Below are 18,736 nucleotides of genomic sequence, written 5' to 3'. Positions count from 1 at the left end.
GTGCGTCAGGCCGTGGCGTCGACGATGTAGTCCACGACGGTCCCGACGCGCATCTCGATGATCTGGTCCAGGTCGAGGTCGGCCAGGAATGCGGCGAAATCAACGTTCCCGCCGTAGTGCTCGGTCAGCTTCGCACCGAGCTTGACGAACTCGATGCTCTCCAGCTCCAGGTCGTCCTCGAACGAGGTGTCCATCGCGATCTGCAGATCGAGCAGATACTCCTCGCCGATGATCTGCGCGATCATGCCGCGCACGACCTCAAGCACCTGCGCCTCGGCAACGCTGCGGGCTTGCGTTGTCAACACTGTCTCCCTTGCTTCCGGCGGGCTGTGCGGCGCACGTTGTGATTGGGCACTGTTCTCAGTCAAGCATGACCGATACCGGGGTCCAGCCAACCGCAAACGGCAGCGGATCATCACCGACCCGGGTCCGCACTCGATGTGTCACGCCGTCCACGGTGACGGACAAATCGTCCCCTGCCACCGAAGTCACCACGAATCGGGCGGGCCGGCCGGCCAACCCGGTGCCGCCGGACTTGGCCACCGCCTCCTTGGCCGTCCAGAACCGGGTGACCCAACGCGCGCGGTGCGGGTCCTCGGGCGGACAGATCGTGTCCAGCAGGTCGCGCTCGGCGACGGTGAGCAGGGCGGTCTCCGCCGGCGCGTCATCGACCAGTTCCACGTCAATGCCGACACCGGATCCGGCCGGTCCGACCAACGCCGCCGCGAACGGCCCGGAGTGCGCCAGCGAGAGCGCCAGTTCCTCGGTACCGGCGCCGCCGGCGAACGGCCGCCCGGCCGGGTCGTTGCCGATCCGGATCTGGCCGGGGTACACCTCGCCCGCACCGCGTGCCCACAGCCAGGCGCGCAGGGCGTCCTTGGCCGCAATGCGGCCGAGCAACCAATGGCGGGCGGCCCGCGGGTTGCGGCCCGCGTGGTTCTCCCGCTCGACGGGGGACAGATACTGACGGGCCGCCAGATCCCTTGCCACCGGGTCGTTCCATGGTTCGATGAGCAGCCACCAGCCGTCGTCCTGGGGGCGGGCCAGCACTGCCCGGGCGGGATGCCGGAACGCCTCGATGGTGGCGGCGTCGCCCTCCAGCCGGCGGTCGGTCCACCCGGTGATGTGACACCACAGCCGCCCGTCCGCGCTGCGCACCTCGAGGTCGGCGACGGCCTCCTCGGCGCTCACCGAGCGCACCCGGACCACGGTGTCGAACTTCTCGCCGACGGCCGGCGGGGCCGCGTAGAAGCTGATCGAGCCGATGGTCGACGGCAACACCAAGCCGTTGTCCGGTTGGGTGGCCACCCAGTAGCCCAGCAACTGACCGGCGGCGTCCAGCAGCGCACCGGGCGCCGCCAGCGTGGTCAGTACGCCGCGCACGCCGTCCTCGGCGATGCCGGTCAGCTCGGTGACCCCTTGGTAGGCGGGGCCGTGGAACATCCACCGCTGCGCGTACAGCGCCCGCGCATTTACCGTCGGGCGGCGTTCCGCGGTCAGCGGCGACTCGCGCAGCGCGGGCGGCGCCGGGTAGGCATCCGCGAGCAACACCGTGGCCCGCGCGTAGGTCTCCCGCTCCCTGCCCTGCGGCGTTGCGTCGAGCACGACGCTGACCACGGTCAGGTCGCCGTCGCCGGGGGCCTGTTCGGTGGCCTCGATGTGCAGGGTGATCGGCGGGTCGACGGCCAACGGCCGCAGCGCCCGGACGCCCCGCACGCCGATCACGGTGCGCTCCGGCACCAACGCCGCGGCGGCATCCACGATCAGCGCGACGGTGCCGGTCATCGGCACGATCGGAAAGCGTTCCCCGACAGGCGCCGTGTCCGGGGCCTGCAACAGACAGTGATCCACCAAGTAAGGCGCGTCGTGGATAGACAGCACGCTGGTCGACACCTGCCGCCGTGGCCCGGCCGGGGCGGCCGGCGGCGCCCCGGTAGTCGGCGCCGCGGTGGGCGCCCAGGCGGTCAGCACGTCGTCGGCGGCCTGTCCGGCCTCCGCCAACAGCGCGCGGTACTCGGCCAGCACCGGGGTGTCGGCCGACGGCAGCGGGGCCGGTTGTGCCGGTGGGGTGGCGCCCAGCGAGGCCAGCCGCGGCGTCCCCTCGCGCAGCAATGCCGACCCGAGCCGCAACGCAACGCCGCCGGCCGCCGGCGCGGGAGGGGCCGGCTCGACGGGCTCCTGCCCGGCCTCGGCGGCAGCCGGCACCAACCGGTCGAACCGGGGGGCGGCGCCGACCGTCCACAGCGCGGCCGCGACCCGACGCAACTGCGCCAACCCGGTGCGCTTTCCCACGTTGGCGCTCATTGTCAAATGCGGCTGGTCGAGGGTCTCCAGCGTGTCCTCGACGAAGCCCGGCAGGCTGCCGGTGCCGACCTGGACGAACACGCGCACCCCGGTGGCGTGCAGGCGCTCGATCAGCGGGCCGAACAGCACCGGCTCGAGCAGGTTGCGCACCAGCAGGGCGCGTATCTCGTCGGGTTCGGCGGGGTAGGGCGCCACGGTGGTCGCCGACCACAGCTCCACCTTGGGCTGACGTAGCGTCAGGTCGCGGACGAATTCGCGAGTGGGCCCGAGGAAGGGTTCCAGGTACGGGGTGTGGAACCCGGAGCGGAACGGCAACACCGACCCGGTCACCCCGGCCTCGCGCAGCCGCGCCAACACCACCGCGACCGCGCCCTCCTCGCCGCAGATGATCGACTGGTGTGGACAGTTGTCGTGGGAGAGCACCACGTCGGGCACCCCGGCCAACGCCTGCCGGGCCCGGGCCGCACCGCAGCCGAGCACCGCGAACGCCAGGTCGGGCACACCGGGGCCGGCGTCGAAGGCCCGGGTGGAATCAGCGAACTCCTCGAACGGCGCGGCACCCGACGCGATCAGCGCGCTCCACTCGCCGATGCTGTGGCCGGCCACCACGTGCGGACTGATGTCCATCGCGCGCAGCGCACCGTCCAACAGACGGCCGACCCCGGCCAGCTCCAGACCGCGGCGACCCAACCCGGCCGCGATCGTGCTGCGCACCGGCGGCAACCCGAAGTGCGCGGCGACGTCGTCCACCCGCGGTTCGAAGGATTCCTCCAGGCCGGGGAACAGGAACGCCAGCCGCCCGCCGCCGGACGGGCCGAGCAAGGGTTCGGTGGCCAGCCACACGTCGCTGCGGCCCTGCCACGGCTTGCCCTGGGCGACCACGCGGCGGGCCAACTCCAGGCGCTTGGCGTCCGGACCCACCACGGCCAGTCGTACCGGTCCGCCGACCGGCGGGGCGGTGGTGTCGTCGCGGGCCAGCAACTGCTCGTCGGGCGCGTCCAACGCGGCGCGCAACGCGGCCAGGTCCGGCCCGGCCAGCAGCAGCACGGGTTCGTGTCCATCGTTGCGGGCGCTGCTGCGCGCGCCGCGGCGGCGCGGCGCGGGTAGCTGGCCGAGCACCACGTGTGCGTTGATGCCACCGAAGCCGAACGCGTTCACCGCGGCCACCCGGGGCCCGGCCGAGTCCCATTCCCGCCCGGACTGCACGGGGGCGAACCGGGTGCCGGCCAGCGCTGGGTGCGGGTCGTCGCAGTGCAGCGTCGGGGGCAGCATCCCGCGGTGCACCGCCAGCGCTGCTTTGATCAGTCCGGCCGCGCCGGCCGCGGGCATGGCGTGTCCGATCATCGACTTCACCGAGCCCAGCCCGATGTCCGGGCCGCCCGTGCCCGACGGTCCAAAGACCTCGCTGAGCGAGGCGATTTCGGTGGCGTCGCCGGCCACCGTTGCGGTGCCGTGCGCCTCCACCAGCCCGACCAGGCCCGGCTCGCGCGGGTCCAGGCCGGCGTTCGCCCAGGCCTGGCGCATCGCCGCGACCTGCCCCTGCGAGCGTGGCGCCATCAGGCTGGCGGACCGGCCGTCGCCGGCCACCCCCACGCCGCGGATCACCGCGTACACCCGGTCCTCGGCGGCGTCGGCCAACCGCTTGAGCACCAACACCCCGGTGCCCTCGCCAATCAGGATGCCGTCCGCGTCCCGATGGAACGGTCGGATCCGTTCGCTGGCGGACAACGCGCCGAGCAGGTTGAACCCGCTCCAGAAGGTGACGTCGTGGCAGTGGTGCACGCCGCCGGCCAGCATGACGTCGCACCGGCCGGAGACCAATTCGCGCACCGCGTGGTCGACCGCGATCAACGATGAGGCACACGCCGCGTCCACCGTGTACGCGGGCCCGGCGAGGTCCAGCCGGTTGGCGGTGCGCGAGGCGACCAGGTTCGGCACCATCAGGTCGATGCCGGATTCCTCGCGCAGCGGCCCGAGCCGGTCGGCGAACGCGGTCCGCACCTCATCGAGTTGATCGTCCGTCAGATGTGGCAGCAGCTCGCGCAATGCGGTGGTCAGCTGGTTGGCGGTGCGCACCCGGTCCACGAACGAGGCCATGCCGGCGTTGAAGTAGCCGCCCCGGCCCAGCACGATGCCGACCCGGCCCCGATCCCCGAGCCGCTCCGGCCCGCCCGCGTCGTCGATCGCCGCGGCCGTGGTGGCCAACGCGATCAGTTGGTCGGCCTCGATGTCCGGTACCGCCATCGGCATGATGCCGAAGCGCATCGGGTCGAACCGCGGCGGCACGACGAACCCGCCGCGCCGGGCATACAGGCGATCGCCGGGTCGCGCCTTGGCCTCGGTCGGGTCGTAGAACGACGCGTCCCACCGGTCGGCGGGCGCGTCGGTGATCGCGTCCACGCCCGCGTCGATGTTGGCCGCGAATGTGGCCAGGTCGGGCGCGCCGGGAAAGACCGCGGCCATGCCCACGATCGCGACGTCCACTCCTGTGGTCATTGATGAGCTCGCAGCTCGCTCATGGGCGGCCTCAGCACGGGCCGGCGGGACGCCCGTCGGAGAACGCCGCGTCGAACGCCGAGGGCTCGGCGCACACGTAGACCACCTGGGGCTCGGTGCCGTGCGCCAGCTCGTCCAGCAGGGCTCGCACGCCGTCTTCGGGGTGCAACGCGGCCACGCCCTGCCGGGCGTAACTGCGCAGCAGTTCATCGGACACCATGCCGTCACCTGCCCCGTCCACCGGAGCCCAGGGGCCCCAGTCGACGCTGAGCACGCGTCCGGCGAAGCGGTCCTCCCAGGACCGGGCCAGGGTGTCCAGGGCGTCGTTGGCCGCTGCGTAGTCGCACTGTCCGCGGTTGCCGAACACCCCCGAGACGCTGCCGAACAGCACCAGGAAGCGCAGGTCCGGGTCGAGCGCGTCGGCCAGCGCCCGGGCGCCGTCCACCTTGGTCTCCCAGACCCGGGCGAACCCGTCCGAGGTCTTGTCCGCGATCAACCGGTCGTCCAGCACGCCGGCGCCGTGCACCACGCCGTCCAGCCGTCCGTGACGCTGCCTCAGCTCTGCCATGGCATCGGCCACCGCGCCGCGGTCGCGCACGTCCACGCAGGTGTACTCCACGGAGGCGGCGTGCTCGCGCAGTCCGGCCAGCGAGGCGCGGACCTCCCGCTCGGCGAGGATGCGTCGGACCTCGGCCTCCACCCGGGCGGGCACGGTTTCCCCGCCCTCGATCAGCGCGCGGCGCAATGCGGTGGCGTCCGCAGCGCCCGCGGTGGCCGGGTTCTCGGTGTCGGTGGGCAATGGCGTGCGGCCCCACAGCACGACATGGCAACCGGCCGTCGCGGCCAACCCACGGGCCACCCGTGAGGTGATTCCCCGGGCGCCGCCGGTGAGCAGCACCACCGACCGCTCGGACAGACCCAGCTCGGCGGGGGAGACCGGGCGACCCGCCGCGATCAGCGGTGCCCGCACCAGGGACAGCGTGCAGCGGCCATCGGCGGCGTAGCCGACCAGCTCCGGCCCGGTCGGGTTGCGCAGCTCGGTCACCAGGTGGCCGGCCAGCAGGGTGGGCAGGTCCTTGGGGTCGAGATCCACGGTGCGGCAGGAGATCTCCGGGTACTCCCGGGCGATGGTGCGCATCAGCCCGGCCAGCCCCAGACCCGCGGGCAGGTCGCTGCGTACGCCGTTGTCGATGCCGGTGCGGTGACCGAATCGGCCGCCGTGACCGGTGGCCACCAGCAACTGCCGGGCCCCGCCGAGCACCGCGCGACGTAACCCGGCGAACGCGTCGGGCAGCGACGGCGGCTCGCTCGGTCCCGCCGCGCCCAGATGCACCAGGATGTCCACGTCGCCGAGTTCCTCGGACGGATCGGTGGACACGGTGCGCACGGTGGCGCCACAGTCCTCCAGCGCCGCGCACAACTCGATGACCACACCGGCCGCACCGGACACCACGGTTACGTGACGACCCGTCAGGTCAACGGTGGGCACGGCCGGGGAGATTGCCGCCGGCTCCAGCAGGTACCGCTGTACGGTCGGGCGGACGGCTGTCGGGCCCGGCTCGGCCGCGGGCTGCAGGCTCGGGGCCGCGATGGCGGGAAGCGACGTGGCCGGGGTGCCGGCGATGCGCTCGGTGATCAGCCGCACGGTGCGCAGCCGGGTCAGCTCGGCCTGGAATGTCTCGTCCAACGGGCGCACTGCAGCCAGCTGGTCGGCGAGCAGCCCGATGATCTCGGTGCGCTTGAGCGAGCCGATCGACAGGTCCGCCTCCAGGTCGAGGTCGGCGTCGAGCATGGCCACCGGGTAACCGGTGCGCTCGCCGATGAGTTCGACCAGCATGGTGCGCACCTGCTCGGCGTCGGCTGTCTTGCTCGCGGGCATCCGGTCCTCCACCGGTCCGCCCTGGGTCGGGAGGAATTGGGCCGGGACGACCGGCGCTGCGGGTGCGGGCACCGCCGCGGTGGTCGGCCCGTGGCAGATCGCGGCGACGATCTCGCGCAGCGTGCGGATCCGCGTCAGCTCCGCCTGCTTCGCCTCGTCCGGCGCACCGTCCAGGCCCGCTGCGCGCATCCGGTCGGCCAGCAGGCCGATGATCTCGGTGCGCTTCAGTGAGCCGATGGACAGGTCGGCCTCGAGGTCCAGGTCGACGTCCAACATGGCCGCCGGGTACCCGGTTCGCTCGCTGATCAGCTCGACCAGCAGGTCCTGCACGCTTTGCGGGGTGGTGGCCACGGCGGTGGGGGCCGCCACCGTCTGCGGCTGCGGCGCGGGGGCAGCCGCGGTTACCGGCTGGGCCTGGACTGCGGGTTTGTTCTGCGCGGCGGGCTGCGCCACTGCGGCCGGTCGGCTATCCGCCGCGATCGACGCGGCCGGGGCGGCACCCAGGAAGTCGAGCACCACCTCCCGCTGCGCGGCGAGCAGCTCGCGGCTGTTGCGCAGGAACTCCAGGACCACGGCCTCGCGGCCGTCGGTGGGCACCGCGGCGGCCGGGGCCGGCGCCGTCTCAGCCGCCGCGGTGGCAATCGGGGCGACCCGACTGGCCGGCTTCAGGCCGCCGTTGACCGGGACGCCGTCGGCGGTCATCACCAGGTGACCGTTGATCAACCAGCCGGCCGCGCGCGGGGCGTCGGCGGCGCTGACCAGGTGCGCGTCGCGGCCGTTGTAGAGCATCGCGGTGTCCACCTCGACACCGGCCACAGCCAACTTGGCCAGCGCGGTGAGCAGGGCGTGCACGCCGTGTCGGCCGGGGCTGTCGGTGGCAATCGCGGTATGCGGCCGCTCGCCGAGCACCGCGCCGACCAAGCCGGTCAGCACCGAGCCGGGACCGCACTCGACGAACACCCGGGCACCGGCGTCGTACATCGCCTCGATCTGCTCGGCGAAGCGCACCGGCGAGACGACCTGCTCGGCGAGCAGTTCACGCACCGCGCCGGCCCCCAGCGGATAGGGGGCGGCGGTGGCGTTCGCCCACACCGGAAGGTGCGGGGAACCGACGGTCCGGTTGGCCAGTTCGGCCTCCAGCATCCGGGACGCCTCGGCGACCAGCGGGGAGTGGAACGCGCAAGCCACCGGGATCTGCTGGGCCCGTAGACCCGCCGCGGACAACGCGCCGACCGCCTGCTCGACCGCGGCGGTGGGGCCGGAGATCACCGTCTGGGTGGGGGAGTTCAGGTTGGCCACCACGACGCCGCTGCCGTTGAGCACTGCGCGCACCTCGGCGGCGCTCCCGCTGACGGCGGCCATGGTGCCGGGGTCCTCGCCCGCGGCGGCCAGGATGGCCCGGCCGCGGGCCTCGGACAGCTCCAACAGCTCGGCCGGGTCAAGCGCGCCCGCGGCGGCCAGCGCGACCAGCTCGCCGTAGCTGTGCCCGGCCAGGTGGGCGGGGGTGATGCCCAGCTCGCTCAGCGTGCGGAACATGGCCAGCCCGGCGATGCCCAGTGCGGGCTGGGCCACCCGGGTGTCCTTCAACGCGGCGGCCTGTGCCTGCTTACCGGCGGCGTCGAACGCCGAGGGCGGGAACATGGTCGACGCCCACTTGGCGCCGGAGACCAGCAGGTCCGCCAACCGCGGGAACGCCGCGAACAGGTCTGCCAACATGCCCGGCCGCTGGCTGCCCTGGCCGGGGAAGAGCAGGGCGAGCTCGCCGCCGGAGCGCAGTGACGCGGGGTCACTATCGTCGCCCGCCAGGAAAATCCCGTCGCCCGGTCGACCGTCACGGGCCGCGGTGAGCTTGCCGGCGAGGTCGTCGAGGTCGGTGGCCACCACCGCGATGCGGGTGTGGCCGGACCGCTGCGCTGCCGTCGCGCTGCGCTGCGCTGCCGTCGCGCTGCGCTCTGCGGTGGTGCGGGCCAGGTCCCGGAGTCGCCACGGGCGACCGGCGGAGTCGTTGGTCGCGCACAGCGCGAGCAGGCGGTCGATCTCGCCGAGCGCGTCGGCGTTGCTCGCGCCCGCGAACAGGAACAGCTCGACCGGCCACTGGTGCAGGCCGTGGCGCGGCGCCGGTGCCCCGGACCAGCCGGTGAGCACCGCGTGGAAGTTGGTGCCGCCGAAGCCGAATGCGCTGATGCCGGCGACGCGCGGGCCGGCCAGATCAGAGCCGGCTGCGGCCCTCGCCGGCAGTTCGGAGCCGGCTGCGGCCCTCGCCGGCCACGGCCGGACGGTGTCGCTGAACACGAACGGGTTCTGCTCGCCCACCCAGCCCGGGTTCGGCGCGGTGATCTTGCCGGTAGGCGGCAGCACGCCGGTGTGCACGGCGAACGCGGCCTTGATCAGTCCGGCCAGACCCGCGGTGCACTTGGTGTGCCCGATCTGGCTCTTCACCGAGCCCAGCGCGCAACTGCCGACGGTGGCGCCCGCGGCGGAAAACACGTCGGTGAGCACGCCGAGTTCGGTGCGGTCACCGACCACCGTGCCGGTGCCGTGCGCCTCGACCAGACCGACCTGTGCCGGGCTCACGCCCGCCTGCGCGTAGGCCCGCTCCAGTGCGCGGCGCTGACCCTCGGGACGCGGCGCGGTCAGGCCCAACGAGCGGCCGTCGCTGGACGAGCCGACACCGGCGATCACCGCGTAGATGCGGTCGCCGTCCCGTTCGGCGTCGGCCAGTCGCTTGAGCACGATGCAGGCCACACCCTCGCCGAGTGCGATGCCGTCGGCGGAGGCGTCGAACGGCCGGCAGTGCCCGGACGGCGACAGCGCGCCCACCGAGGCGAACATCAGGTAGTCCTGGATGCCGTTGTGGATGTCCGCGCCGCCGGTCAGCACCATGTCCGCCGCGCCGGAACGCAGCTGTAGGCAGGCCACCTCGAGCGCGGCCAGCGCCGAGGCACATGCCGCGTCCACGGTGTAGTTGGCCCCGCCCAGGTCCAGCCGGTTGGCAATGCGCCCGGAGATCACGTTGGCCAGCACACCGGGGAAAGAGTCCTCGGTCAGCGCCGGCAGCTGCGCGTCCAGCTCGGCGGGCAACTCGCCGTGCAGCTGCGGGTACAGCGCACGGAAGCCGTAGGCCGCGGACAGGTCGGTACCCGGCTCGGCACCGAACACGACGCCGGCGCGCTCCCGGTCGAACGGGCGCGCGGCGTCCATCCCATTGTCGTAACCGGCGTCGCGCAACGCCCTGGCGGCGACCTCCAGAGACAGCAGCTGCACCGGCTCGATGCTGGCCAGCGCGGCCGGCGGAATGCCGTAGCGCAGCGCGTCGAACGGCACCTCGGGCAGGAAGCCGCCCCACTTGGAGGTGGATCCGCTGCCACCGTCGCCGTTGTAGTAGGTCGCCGGGTCCCAGCGCTCCGCGGGCACCTCGGTGATCGCGTCGTGATTGCGCAGCACGTTCGCCCAGAACTCGGCCAGATCCCCTGCCTGCGGGAACACACCGGCCATGCCGACGATCGCGATGTTCAGCGGCCCCGCGGCGTTCGTCGGCACCTCCGCCACGGCCAGCTCGCTGGCCCGCTCGCCGAGGAACTGCGCGGCGCCGTCGGTGACCTCGCGGTGCAGCTCGCCGATGGTGGTCACCGCCGCGCGCAGCCGCGCCACGTCGCCGATCATCACCATGCCGTCGCGGGCCTGGGTGCGCTCGTCCACCGGGATCAACGCCGCGCCCTCGCGGCGGATGCCCTTGCTGGCGATGCGCAACCGGCCGATGTTCAGCTTCTCCAGCTCGGCCCACACGGACTCGGCGGGCATGCCCTCGGCGAACAGCCGGTCCCGGGTGGAGTTGAAGGTGCTCACGAACGCGGTGTCCGCGCAGCGGGTGGCATGGCCCGGCGCGGTCTCCAGCAGCACCGTGGACGCGCAGCCCACCGCCGCGCGCTGGAACGCCGGTCCGATGGCCCCGGCGGTCACGGCCTCGCGGGTGAACAGGTACGCGGTGCCCATCAGCACACCGGCGGCGCCACCGGCGGCCACCAGCGGGGCCGCGGCGGCCTGCACCATCGCCGCGGACCGGGCGTCGTGGATGCCGCCGGCGAACAGCACGTCGATCTCGTCGGTGCAGTTGTTGGCCGCGCCGAAGGCGAGCAGCCGGGAGATCTGCTGCTCCCACAGCGGGAACGAGGCGCGCGGACCGACGTGTCCGCCGCATTCCGAGCCCTCGAACACGAACCGCCGGGCGCCCTCGGCCAGGTACCGGTCCAGCAGCGCGGGGGAGGGCGCGTGCAGGAACGTGGTGATGCCCGCGGCCTCCAACGGCACGGCCTGGGCCGGCCGACCGCCGGCGATCAGCGCGTACGGCGGGCGGATCTCGTGCACCACCTCGAGTTGGGCGTTGCGCACGTCGTCCGGGACGAACCCGAGGATGCCCACGCCCCACGGTTTGTCGCCGAGCAGGTCGGCGGTCTCCACCAACAGCGCCCGGGTGTCCTCGGCGCCCATCAAGGCCAACGCGACGAACGGCAAACCGCCCTCGGCGGCCACGGCCGCGGCGAACGTGGCCTGGTCGCTGACCCGGGTCATCGGGCCCTGGGCGATCCGTGGACGACGCGCCGCCTCGGCCGCGGCCGGGCTGACCCCGGCCTGGATGCCTGCCGCGATCGCGGCGACCACGCCGGCCGCGGTGCGGTACCGCTCGGCCAGCGGACGGGCCAGGGCCCCGTCCTCGCCCACCGGCAGCGCCGCCAGGCTGCGTCCACCGATGCGCCGGGGAAGACCGTCAGCGTCCGGGCGGGTCAGGTCGGGACGGACGTAGACCCGATATCCGCCGATGACCGCGGTCTCCGTGCCGTCCATGCGGCGGACCGCGGCGGCCACGTCGTGTGACAGGTCCACCTCGTCGACCAGCGCGAGCTGGGAGTCCAGCACCACCCCGGCGGCCCCGCCGGCGACGGCCGCGGCCGCGGTGTGCGGGCCGATGCCGCCCGCCGCCCAGATCGCCACCGGATCGCCGGCCGCGTTGCGCAGCTCCGCGCCCAACAGCTCCTGCAGCAGCACGAAGGTGGTCGCGGTGCCCACCGCGCCGCCGCACTCGAATCCGCGGGCAATCAATGCACTGGCGCCGGCCGTAACCGCCAACCGGGCCTCGTCGAGCGTGCGGACCTCGACGAACACCTCGCGTCGACCGTCGGCCGCGGCCTGCGGCACGGTGCAGCCGGCGTCCGGACCCAGTACCACCAGGTTCACCGCGGAGGGCAGTTCCTCGACCGGCAGGCCGGCTGCGCCGACGCGCACCCCGAACGGCCCGGCCCACCAGGCGCTCAGGTCGCGCAGCGCCTCGCGCGCGCGTGTGTGGTCACTGCCCAGATCCAGCACACTGCGCGCACCGGCGCGGGCCAATGCGGCCGCGAGGTGCGCGGACGGCTCCGCGAACGGGGTGATCGCGAGAACCCGCTGGTGCTCGAGAGGAGTGCCCATGCGCTGCGGTGTCCTCCATACAGGTCGGCGGGCTTTGCGCCCCGGTTTCGGTGCCTGTAGGTCACCGTCCGGGGTGGCGTTCGAGTTGTCCGCGGTGGTGGCGGTCCACCGCTGATGCGCCGAACGACACACGTCTGGCATTCGTGCTGCTTCTGCTCAATCGCACGGGATGCCGCGAACGTTTCATCCGCGCGCGGGTAATCCCGGTCTGTCCGATTTGTCACACTCGCCGCATTTTGCCCTGTTCTCAGGCCAGGTTAAGTTTCGCTTGCGACGGCAACGGCCCATATGAGTTGGTCATGGGGCAGACGTGAATCAATCATTCCCGGTGTCGTCGAGGCGTTTCAGCGCCTCGCCGGGCCGTGCGGCGTCCCCGCTCGGCCCGTGTAGCCTTGCCTGCGCCTCGCCCCTTTAGCTCAGTCGGCAGAGCGTCTCCATGGTAAGGAGAAGGTCTACGGTTCGATTCCGTAAAGGGGCTCTGACGCCGGTACGTCCGCACCTCGGGGCGGGTTCGCCGGTCGCGGCGGTGTAGCTCAGTTGGTAGAGCAAGCGGCTCATAATCGCTGTGTCACCGGTTCAAGTCCGGTCACCGCTACTTTGCCGCGCGAGGCCGTCAGGCCCCGCGAGGATCACAACCGGCCCTGGCGGTTCCCGGTCACCGGGACCACGACCAGGTCGTCCGGGTGCAGCAGAGGGCTGCTGATCTGACTCTCCCGGGCGCCGATCACGCCCAGCGTCACCGGCATCCTCATCAGCCGACCCTGCCGCAGGACGGACACGATGGTCTTGCCCCCCACCCGTGAGTACGCGGCGTTCGGCACCTGCAGCCCGCTGGGTTGCGCCCCGCCGGTGGTGATCACCACGGAGGCGGTTTGCCCGAGCTTCTGGGTCGCGGCCCGATCGTCCAGATCGATGTCGACGTTGTAGTAGACGACGTGTTCGGCGACGGTCTCTTGCAGCGCCACCGACGAGACCGTGCCGGTGACCACCGTTCCGGTGGCCGGGAACGTGACCACGGCCGGTTGACCCACCTTGACCTGGCCGATGTGCTCCTCGTCGACGCGGGCAGTGACGGCCCGGTGGGTCAGGTCGGCCAGCACCACGAACCCGGATGCGGTGGCCGCGTTGCGACCCTCGACCACCCCGTTGCCGGCGGGGTTGGAGCTGGTGGCCACCGAACCGCGCGCGGCGGCGGCGGGCGTCTCACCGACCCCGCCGGCGATGTCCAATACCGTCCCGTCGAACGGTGCCCGCAGCACCGTGTCGTCCAGGTCCGCCTTGGCCTTGCGTACCTCGACCCTGGCCTGCTTCAGGCCGGCCTGCGCCCGCTCGGTCGGTCCGAACTGGGTACCGCTCGGGTCGGACGGGACGGCGGCCGCCGCGGCGTCCAGGTCGCGCGCCGCCAGCTGGGCCTGCCCGATCAAGGTTCTGACCTGTTGTGCGTCGGCCAACAACGTGGTCGCCCGGGTACGGGCGGCGGCGGACAGGTCGGACAGCGCCGTGGCAACCGAGCTGCGCGAGGTGGAGGCGACGATGTTCCGGTTTCGATTGGCTACCCGGATGTCTGTGGTGGCCGCCGCTGCCGGAGGGATGAGCGGGTGCACGGTGGCGCGGGTGGCCGTCCGCGCCGAGGAAGCGGTACGGGTCACATCACGGCGGGCCGCGTACACCTTCAGCTCCGCAGCATGCACCGCGTCTGCCTGCGTGGCAGCGTCCAACCGCAGCGTGGCCCTCGCCTGATGGACCGCCAACCGGGCGTTGCACAGCGCCTGTTGCGCCTGGGCGACCGCGGCCCGGGTCGAGCGAACCGAGGAGAGGGCATCGAGCAGATCACCCTTGGCCGACGCCACGCCCGCCTCGGCCTCCTGGAGTGCGTGGCGCGCGGCGCGATCGTCGGACGCCGCGAGTGGCTGTCCCTTGCGCACGTGGTCACCGATTTTTACCGGGACGGCGGTCACGATGCCCGGCGAGCCGGAAAAGGTGACGCCGACCGTCTGCGGGGCATTGAGATTCGCGGTCGCGATCACGGTGCCGACGACAGCGGTTGTCGGGCGGCCCGAAGGCGTAGGCGTCGGATCTGGAGAGGGAAACGTCGCGGTTGCTGCCGCTCGGCTCGCCTCCACTCCCGCAGCCAGCAGCAGCACCGACATGCCCGTGTGCATGACGACCTTGCGCCGATTCATGGCGGAACCCCCCAGTGACACCACTTGCAACACCAGCCACAGTAGAAACAGATAGGTGTGCGCCCGGTCGGCCGATGGTCGGGTTTGTGTCAATTCGATTTGACTTGCCCGACCGGAGCGGGGACCAGAGTGGAGACCGCGGCAGCCGGGCGGTGAGCCGTCACCGCCGGAGTCGGCGTCGGCAACCCGCTCACGTGCGCCCGCAGGCCGCGGTGCAGGTTGCGCCAGTAGTACGCCGAGCCCAGCGCGCTGCCCGCCACGGTGCCCCAGGCGAACCCCGTGACTCCCCATGCCGCGGCACTCCAGAGCGCGATGCTGACCACCAGCACGGCCGAGACAAGACGGGAGCGCAGGCTCAGTCTGGCCGCCCCCAGTGCCCGTAGGCCCGCCGTCGCCGCGGTGTTCAGGCCAGAAACCGCGCAGGTGATCGTCATGGGGAGCAGCAGTCGTCGGGCCGGCGGCCACACCGACCCGAGCAACGAATGACCGACGTGATCGGGCAGCAGGATCAGCACGGCCACCCCCCAGGCCAGCGCCGCGAGCGCCTGCCCCCCACCCAGCAACAGACAGAACGGACGCAGTCGATCCGGCGCCCGGCGCAGCGTGCGCGCGGCCTCGGCCACCGTGACCAGGGACATGCCGAACATCACGGCAATGAACGGGCCGAGCAGTTGTGTCGCGCCGCGGATGGCGCCGACGGCGCCCAGGCCGTCGACCCAGCCGAGGCCGACCATGCGTAGATGCGCACTGCCGCTCTCACACACGTTCTCGGCCAGGTAACGCCAGCCGAGTTCGCGATGGTTGCGCAGCCAGGACCGGCACTGCGCCGGGCGCGGTAGGAACCCGGCCTGCAGCGCACCGAAGGCCGCCGCTACTGCTGCCGACCCGCCCCAGGCCGCCAGGAACGGCCCCGCGGAGTCCGATCCGCGGACGCAGACGACGGCGGGCACCAACGCGATCGTCCAACAGACATCGTTGGCGAACGCCTGGCTGCCGCGCCCGGCGGCGAAGAACGCGAACCGCCAGGAGTCCTGGAGCAGCATGCCCGGCAGCACCACGCCGAGAGCCACGAACGCCGGGCCGATAGAACGGGGCAGCAGCAGGCCGACCACGGCGCACAGCACCCCCGCCGCGGTGCCGACCACGACCGCTGTCCCGGTCGCCTGCCGAGCGCCGGCCCGCCAGACCGCGCGCGGCACGCCGCCACCCATCCGCACCATCAGCGGGTCGGTGGCCAGCCCCCGGCACAGCCCGAGCAGCACGGCGTAGGTGACGTAGGCCAAGCCGAACACGCCGAAGCCGACCGGTCCGAGGGCGCGGGCGGCGACCGCCCCGACCGCGAAGTTGGACAGGCTGGAGACGGCCTGGTCCCCCAGCGCCCACCCGATTCGGCGCGCCGTCGCAGGAAGCGGCACCGCCGGAAATCTCGAACGAAGGGACACGCCGGCCCGCCGACGGTGCTGTTTACCGGTCACGCGCCGGGGAATGCCCCCGCGGCGCGACGTTTGAAATACGCGCCAGTGGGCGAGATCAAAACGGCGCGGAAATTCTGCGTGTCGACGCGGCCGCTACCGCCGTAGAACTTTCCCGAAGAACGAAACGGGGTCGGTGCCGTGCAGATGCCTGAAGCCGGTGTCGGCGTCGCCGCGATCGGTGCTGCACTGCGCCGCCACCGGCGCGTACTGGCCGGTGCTGCAGGCCTCGGATTGCTCCTCGGCTTGCTGTTCACGATCGTGCGGCCGCCGCTGTACGCGGCATCCTCACAAGTGCTGCTGCAGGGTGACACCCAGCCCGGCCGGGCAAACACCGAGGCCAAGGTGGCCGCGAGTTCCGAGGTGCTGAGCCGGGTGGCGGCCAGGTTGCCGGACCATCCAGGCCCGGGCGCATTGGCCCGAGTCGTGACGGCAGCGCGGCTGACCGATGACGTCATCGAAATCACCGGCCAGGGCCGTTCCCCGGCGCGTGCCAAACAGGTCACCGATGTGACCACGGACGAATATGTGAATTATTCGCGGGATCTGCTCCGGCACAATGCCGACGCCTCGGTCGCCGCGTTGCAGCCGCAGCAGGACGAACTGAACCAGCAGTCGGCCGACGTCCAGGCGCAGATGTCCGCCGTCGAGAAGGATCCCGCCCAGTTCGCCACCGGTGAGCCCGGAGCGGCGGCTCGGGCCAAACTGACGACGCTGCAGAACGACCGCGACCTCATCGTGCAGGAGCAGCAGTCGGTCTCCGACCAGATGGGGCAGGCACGGCAGGACGCGGCGAAGCAGGGCCTGAACCTGGCCGTGGTCGGCGCCGCCACGACACCGTCCGGATCTGCCGCCGGGGCCCGGTTGAAGACGGTCGCGGCGACCACCCTGGGCCTGCCGTTGTTGGCGGCGGCCGGTATCGCGGTACTGCGCCGACGCGATGCCCGCCTCTATCACCCGGCGGACATGGCGCGCGCCGCCGGTGTCGAGGTGCTGGGGGAGGTGAGCGTCCCCCGCATCGACCTCGACGAGTTGGACCTGTTGCGCTATCGCCGCGTCGCGGCGCGGTTGACGGAGTGGGACGCCCTGGGCGGGGCGTGGTCCTCGATCACCCTGATCCACCTGTCTGCGGACGCCGAGGCGGCGAATGCCGCGGCGCAGGTTCAGCAGATGCTAGCTCCAGTGGCATCGGTCCATCGGGTGGCCGCCGGCGGGCGCACCCTGCCGGATCTGCCCGACACCCGCGCGGTGCTGTTGATCACCCTCGGTACGTTGACGCCCGTCGCGCTGGCATCGCTGTCCGACGCCTGCCGCGATGCCGGGTCCGCCCCGTACGGGCTGGTGGCCGTCGAGGGGCCCGCGAACGCGGCTCACCTCGGCATCCGCCGCGAACCCGCCGTCGCCACGGTGGGTCGCTGATGGGCCTGCTCGACGATCTGTTGCACGCTCCGCCGTGCAACCCCGCCGGCACTGCACCTTTGGTAGAACTCGACCGCCTCAGCACCGCGATCCGGTTGCGCCGGCGGTGGCAGGTGATCGGCGCGGTGGTCGGACCGACCGTGGCCATCCTGCTCGCGCTCGCATTGGGCGCGGGGCCGGCGGCCTCTGCAGAGGTGATGCTCGCCCGTACGGACAGCAACGCCAACCCGGATCGGTTGGCCGGTCGGGACGAGGCGTTGTGCGGCGCGTCGTCGGTGGCGCAGGCGGCGGCCGCCGTGCTGCACGTCGATCCCGTGGCGTTGCGCGACCGTTACGTCTGCGTTGAGGTCAAGGAAAACGTGGTGGACGTGAGAGTTCACGGCACCTCGGCCCCTGACGCGTTACGGAATGCAACGGCCCTTGCGGAGGCTTACCGGGCCGCCTATGTCGGGCAGATAGATCAACTGACGCAAGCTCAGGTGATGGACCTTCAGCAGCGCCGGTCGGACCTGCAGAACGACCTCGCCGGGGTCACCCAGCAGCTGACCACGACCACCGATCCTGTGCAGATCCAATTCCTGGCCACCCGCCAACAGGCGCTGGCCGGCCAGAGCAGCCAGTTGGACGCCCGGATCGGTGACCTGCGCTCGACGGCCGCCGCGGCGTCCGCGGGGTCGAAGGTGCTGAACGACGCGCGGCTGCTGCCGCACCGGGAACATCGCACGCTGGCGATCGCCGCCATCATGGGACTGATCCTCGGCTGGGGCCTGGCCTGGGTGGCGGCGGCGACCGCGGGGGTGGTGCGCGACCGGCCGGTGCGGCGACGCGACCTCGCCGTCGCGATTGGCGCCCCGGTGCTGATGGACGTGCGGCCGGCCCCCGGCGGGTACGACAGCACGGCGGCCGCGGTGGAACTGGCGCGCATCCTCGCCTCCAGCATGCGGCCGGTGGTGATCCTGGAGCACGGCTGTACGCGGCTCGCCCGACCGCTGGCCGAGGCCGCCGCCGCGCGGTGCGGCGTACCGCCGCCCGCCGTGGGTCCGATGCATCCGCGGGGCGCGTGGCACTCGATCGCGTCCGCCCCGGCGCACGTTGTCCTGGTGATCCGCGCCGGGCGCCTGCGGGAGCAGGCGTTGCGGTTGGCCGTGGCTGACCTCGAGCACGCCGGACTGACGACGATCGGGGTGTTTTTGGTCGACCCGGACCCGCGCGATGAGACCTTCGGTGCCGTGGGTCGGGCCGCGACGACGCCCGTGGTCGTCGGGTGAGCGGGCGCTGATGCCTTCGCCGAGTTGGTACGCGCGCCGGCTGTCCCGGATGGGACCGGCAGAGATGGGTGCGCGGGCCCGCGACCGGGTGTTGGTGGAACGCCGCCGTCGTCGGGTGCCGGAATCCTCCGCGGTGCGGCAGGCCCGCCGCGGACCGGCGCCGCTGCCCGCTGTTGCCCCGGCGGCGATGCCGGCCTCCGCGCGGGACCGGGTGCTGGCCGCCGTCGAGGATCTGCTGGACGGGCGGTGGGA

The 18,736-nt window shown here is 72.6% G+C and carries 8 protein-coding genes and 2 tRNA genes; 5 read left to right on the top strand and 5 right to left on the bottom strand.

Annotated features, from left to right (window positions below; all coding sequences use genetic code 11):
* Nucleotides 1-5: 5 nt before the first annotated feature.
* From VGJ14_06080 to VGJ14_06070, 3 genes are read right to left on the bottom strand one after another with little or no spacing between them, the layout of a single operon-like run.
* A complete protein-coding gene (locus tag VGJ14_06080; GenBank protein HEY2831973.1) occupies nucleotides 6-305 on the bottom strand; it encodes a phosphopantetheine-binding protein in 300 nt (99 codons plus the stop codon).
* Between the two features lie 55 nt (nucleotides 306-360).
* Nucleotides 361-4,800 (bottom strand): beta-ketoacyl synthase N-terminal-like domain-containing protein, encoded by a 4,440-nt coding sequence (locus tag VGJ14_06075; GenBank protein HEY2831972.1) that lies wholly within the window; start codon nucleotides 4,798-4,800, stop codon nucleotides 361-363.
* Nucleotides 4,801-4,831: 31 nt separating this feature from the next.
* Nucleotides 4,832-12,142 carry an SDR family NAD(P)-dependent oxidoreductase gene (locus VGJ14_06070; protein HEY2831971.1) on the bottom strand — a complete coding sequence of 2,437 codons (7,311 nt, stop codon included), beginning with the start codon at nucleotides 12,140-12,142 and terminating at the stop codon, nucleotides 4,832-4,834.
* Between the two features lie 405 nt (nucleotides 12,143-12,547).
* Here VGJ14_06070 and VGJ14_06065 point away from each other — a divergent pair.
* Both VGJ14_06065 and VGJ14_06060 read left to right on the top strand, forming a co-directional pair.
* Nucleotides 12,548-12,620, top strand: a tRNA-Thr gene (locus VGJ14_06065).
* Nucleotides 12,621-12,664: 44 nt separating this feature from the next.
* Nucleotides 12,665-12,737 (top strand) — tRNA-Met (locus VGJ14_06060).
* 34 nt (nucleotides 12,738-12,771) lie between these two features.
* On the opposite strand, the gene VGJ14_06055 is transcribed toward VGJ14_06060, so the two are convergent.
* Both VGJ14_06055 and VGJ14_06050 read right to left on the bottom strand, forming a co-directional pair.
* On the bottom strand, nucleotides 12,772-14,169 hold the full coding sequence (locus VGJ14_06055) for a biotin/lipoyl-binding protein (GenBank protein ID HEY2831970.1): 1,398 nt from the start codon (nucleotides 14,167-14,169) through the stop codon (nucleotides 12,772-12,774).
* Nucleotides 14,170-14,414: 245 nt separating this feature from the next.
* The gene (locus VGJ14_06050; protein ID HEY2831969.1) at nucleotides 14,415-15,740 is read right to left on the bottom strand and encodes a polysaccharide biosynthesis C-terminal domain-containing protein; all 1,326 of its coding nucleotides are present in this window, start codon (nucleotides 15,738-15,740) and stop codon (nucleotides 14,415-14,417) included.
* 204 nt (nucleotides 15,741-15,944) lie between these two features.
* Here VGJ14_06050 and VGJ14_06045 point away from each other — a divergent pair, with 204 nt between their 5' ends.
* The 3 genes from VGJ14_06045 to VGJ14_06035 all read left to right on the top strand — a co-directional run.
* Nucleotides 15,945-17,216, top strand: coding sequence for a hypothetical protein (locus VGJ14_06045; protein HEY2831968.1), 1,272 nt, complete (start codon nucleotides 15,945-15,947; stop codon nucleotides 17,214-17,216).
* The gene (locus tag VGJ14_06040) at nucleotides 17,216-18,484 is read left to right on the top strand and encodes a hypothetical protein (GenBank protein ID HEY2831967.1); all 1,269 of its coding nucleotides are present in this window, start codon (nucleotides 17,216-17,218) and stop codon (nucleotides 18,482-18,484) included. The genes VGJ14_06045 and VGJ14_06040 overlap by 1 nt, the downstream gene beginning before the upstream one ends.
* A 10-nt stretch (nucleotides 18,485-18,494) precedes the next feature.
* The coding region (locus VGJ14_06035; protein ID HEY2831966.1) for a hypothetical protein at nucleotides 18,495-18,736 on the top strand (242 nt) is incomplete at its 3' end.

It is taken from the genome of Sporichthyaceae bacterium (genome assembly GCA_036493475.1).
GTDB lineage: Bacteria > Actinomycetota > Actinomycetes > Sporichthyales > Sporichthyaceae > DASQPJ01.
This window is presented reverse-complemented; position numbering and strand designations above follow the sequence as displayed.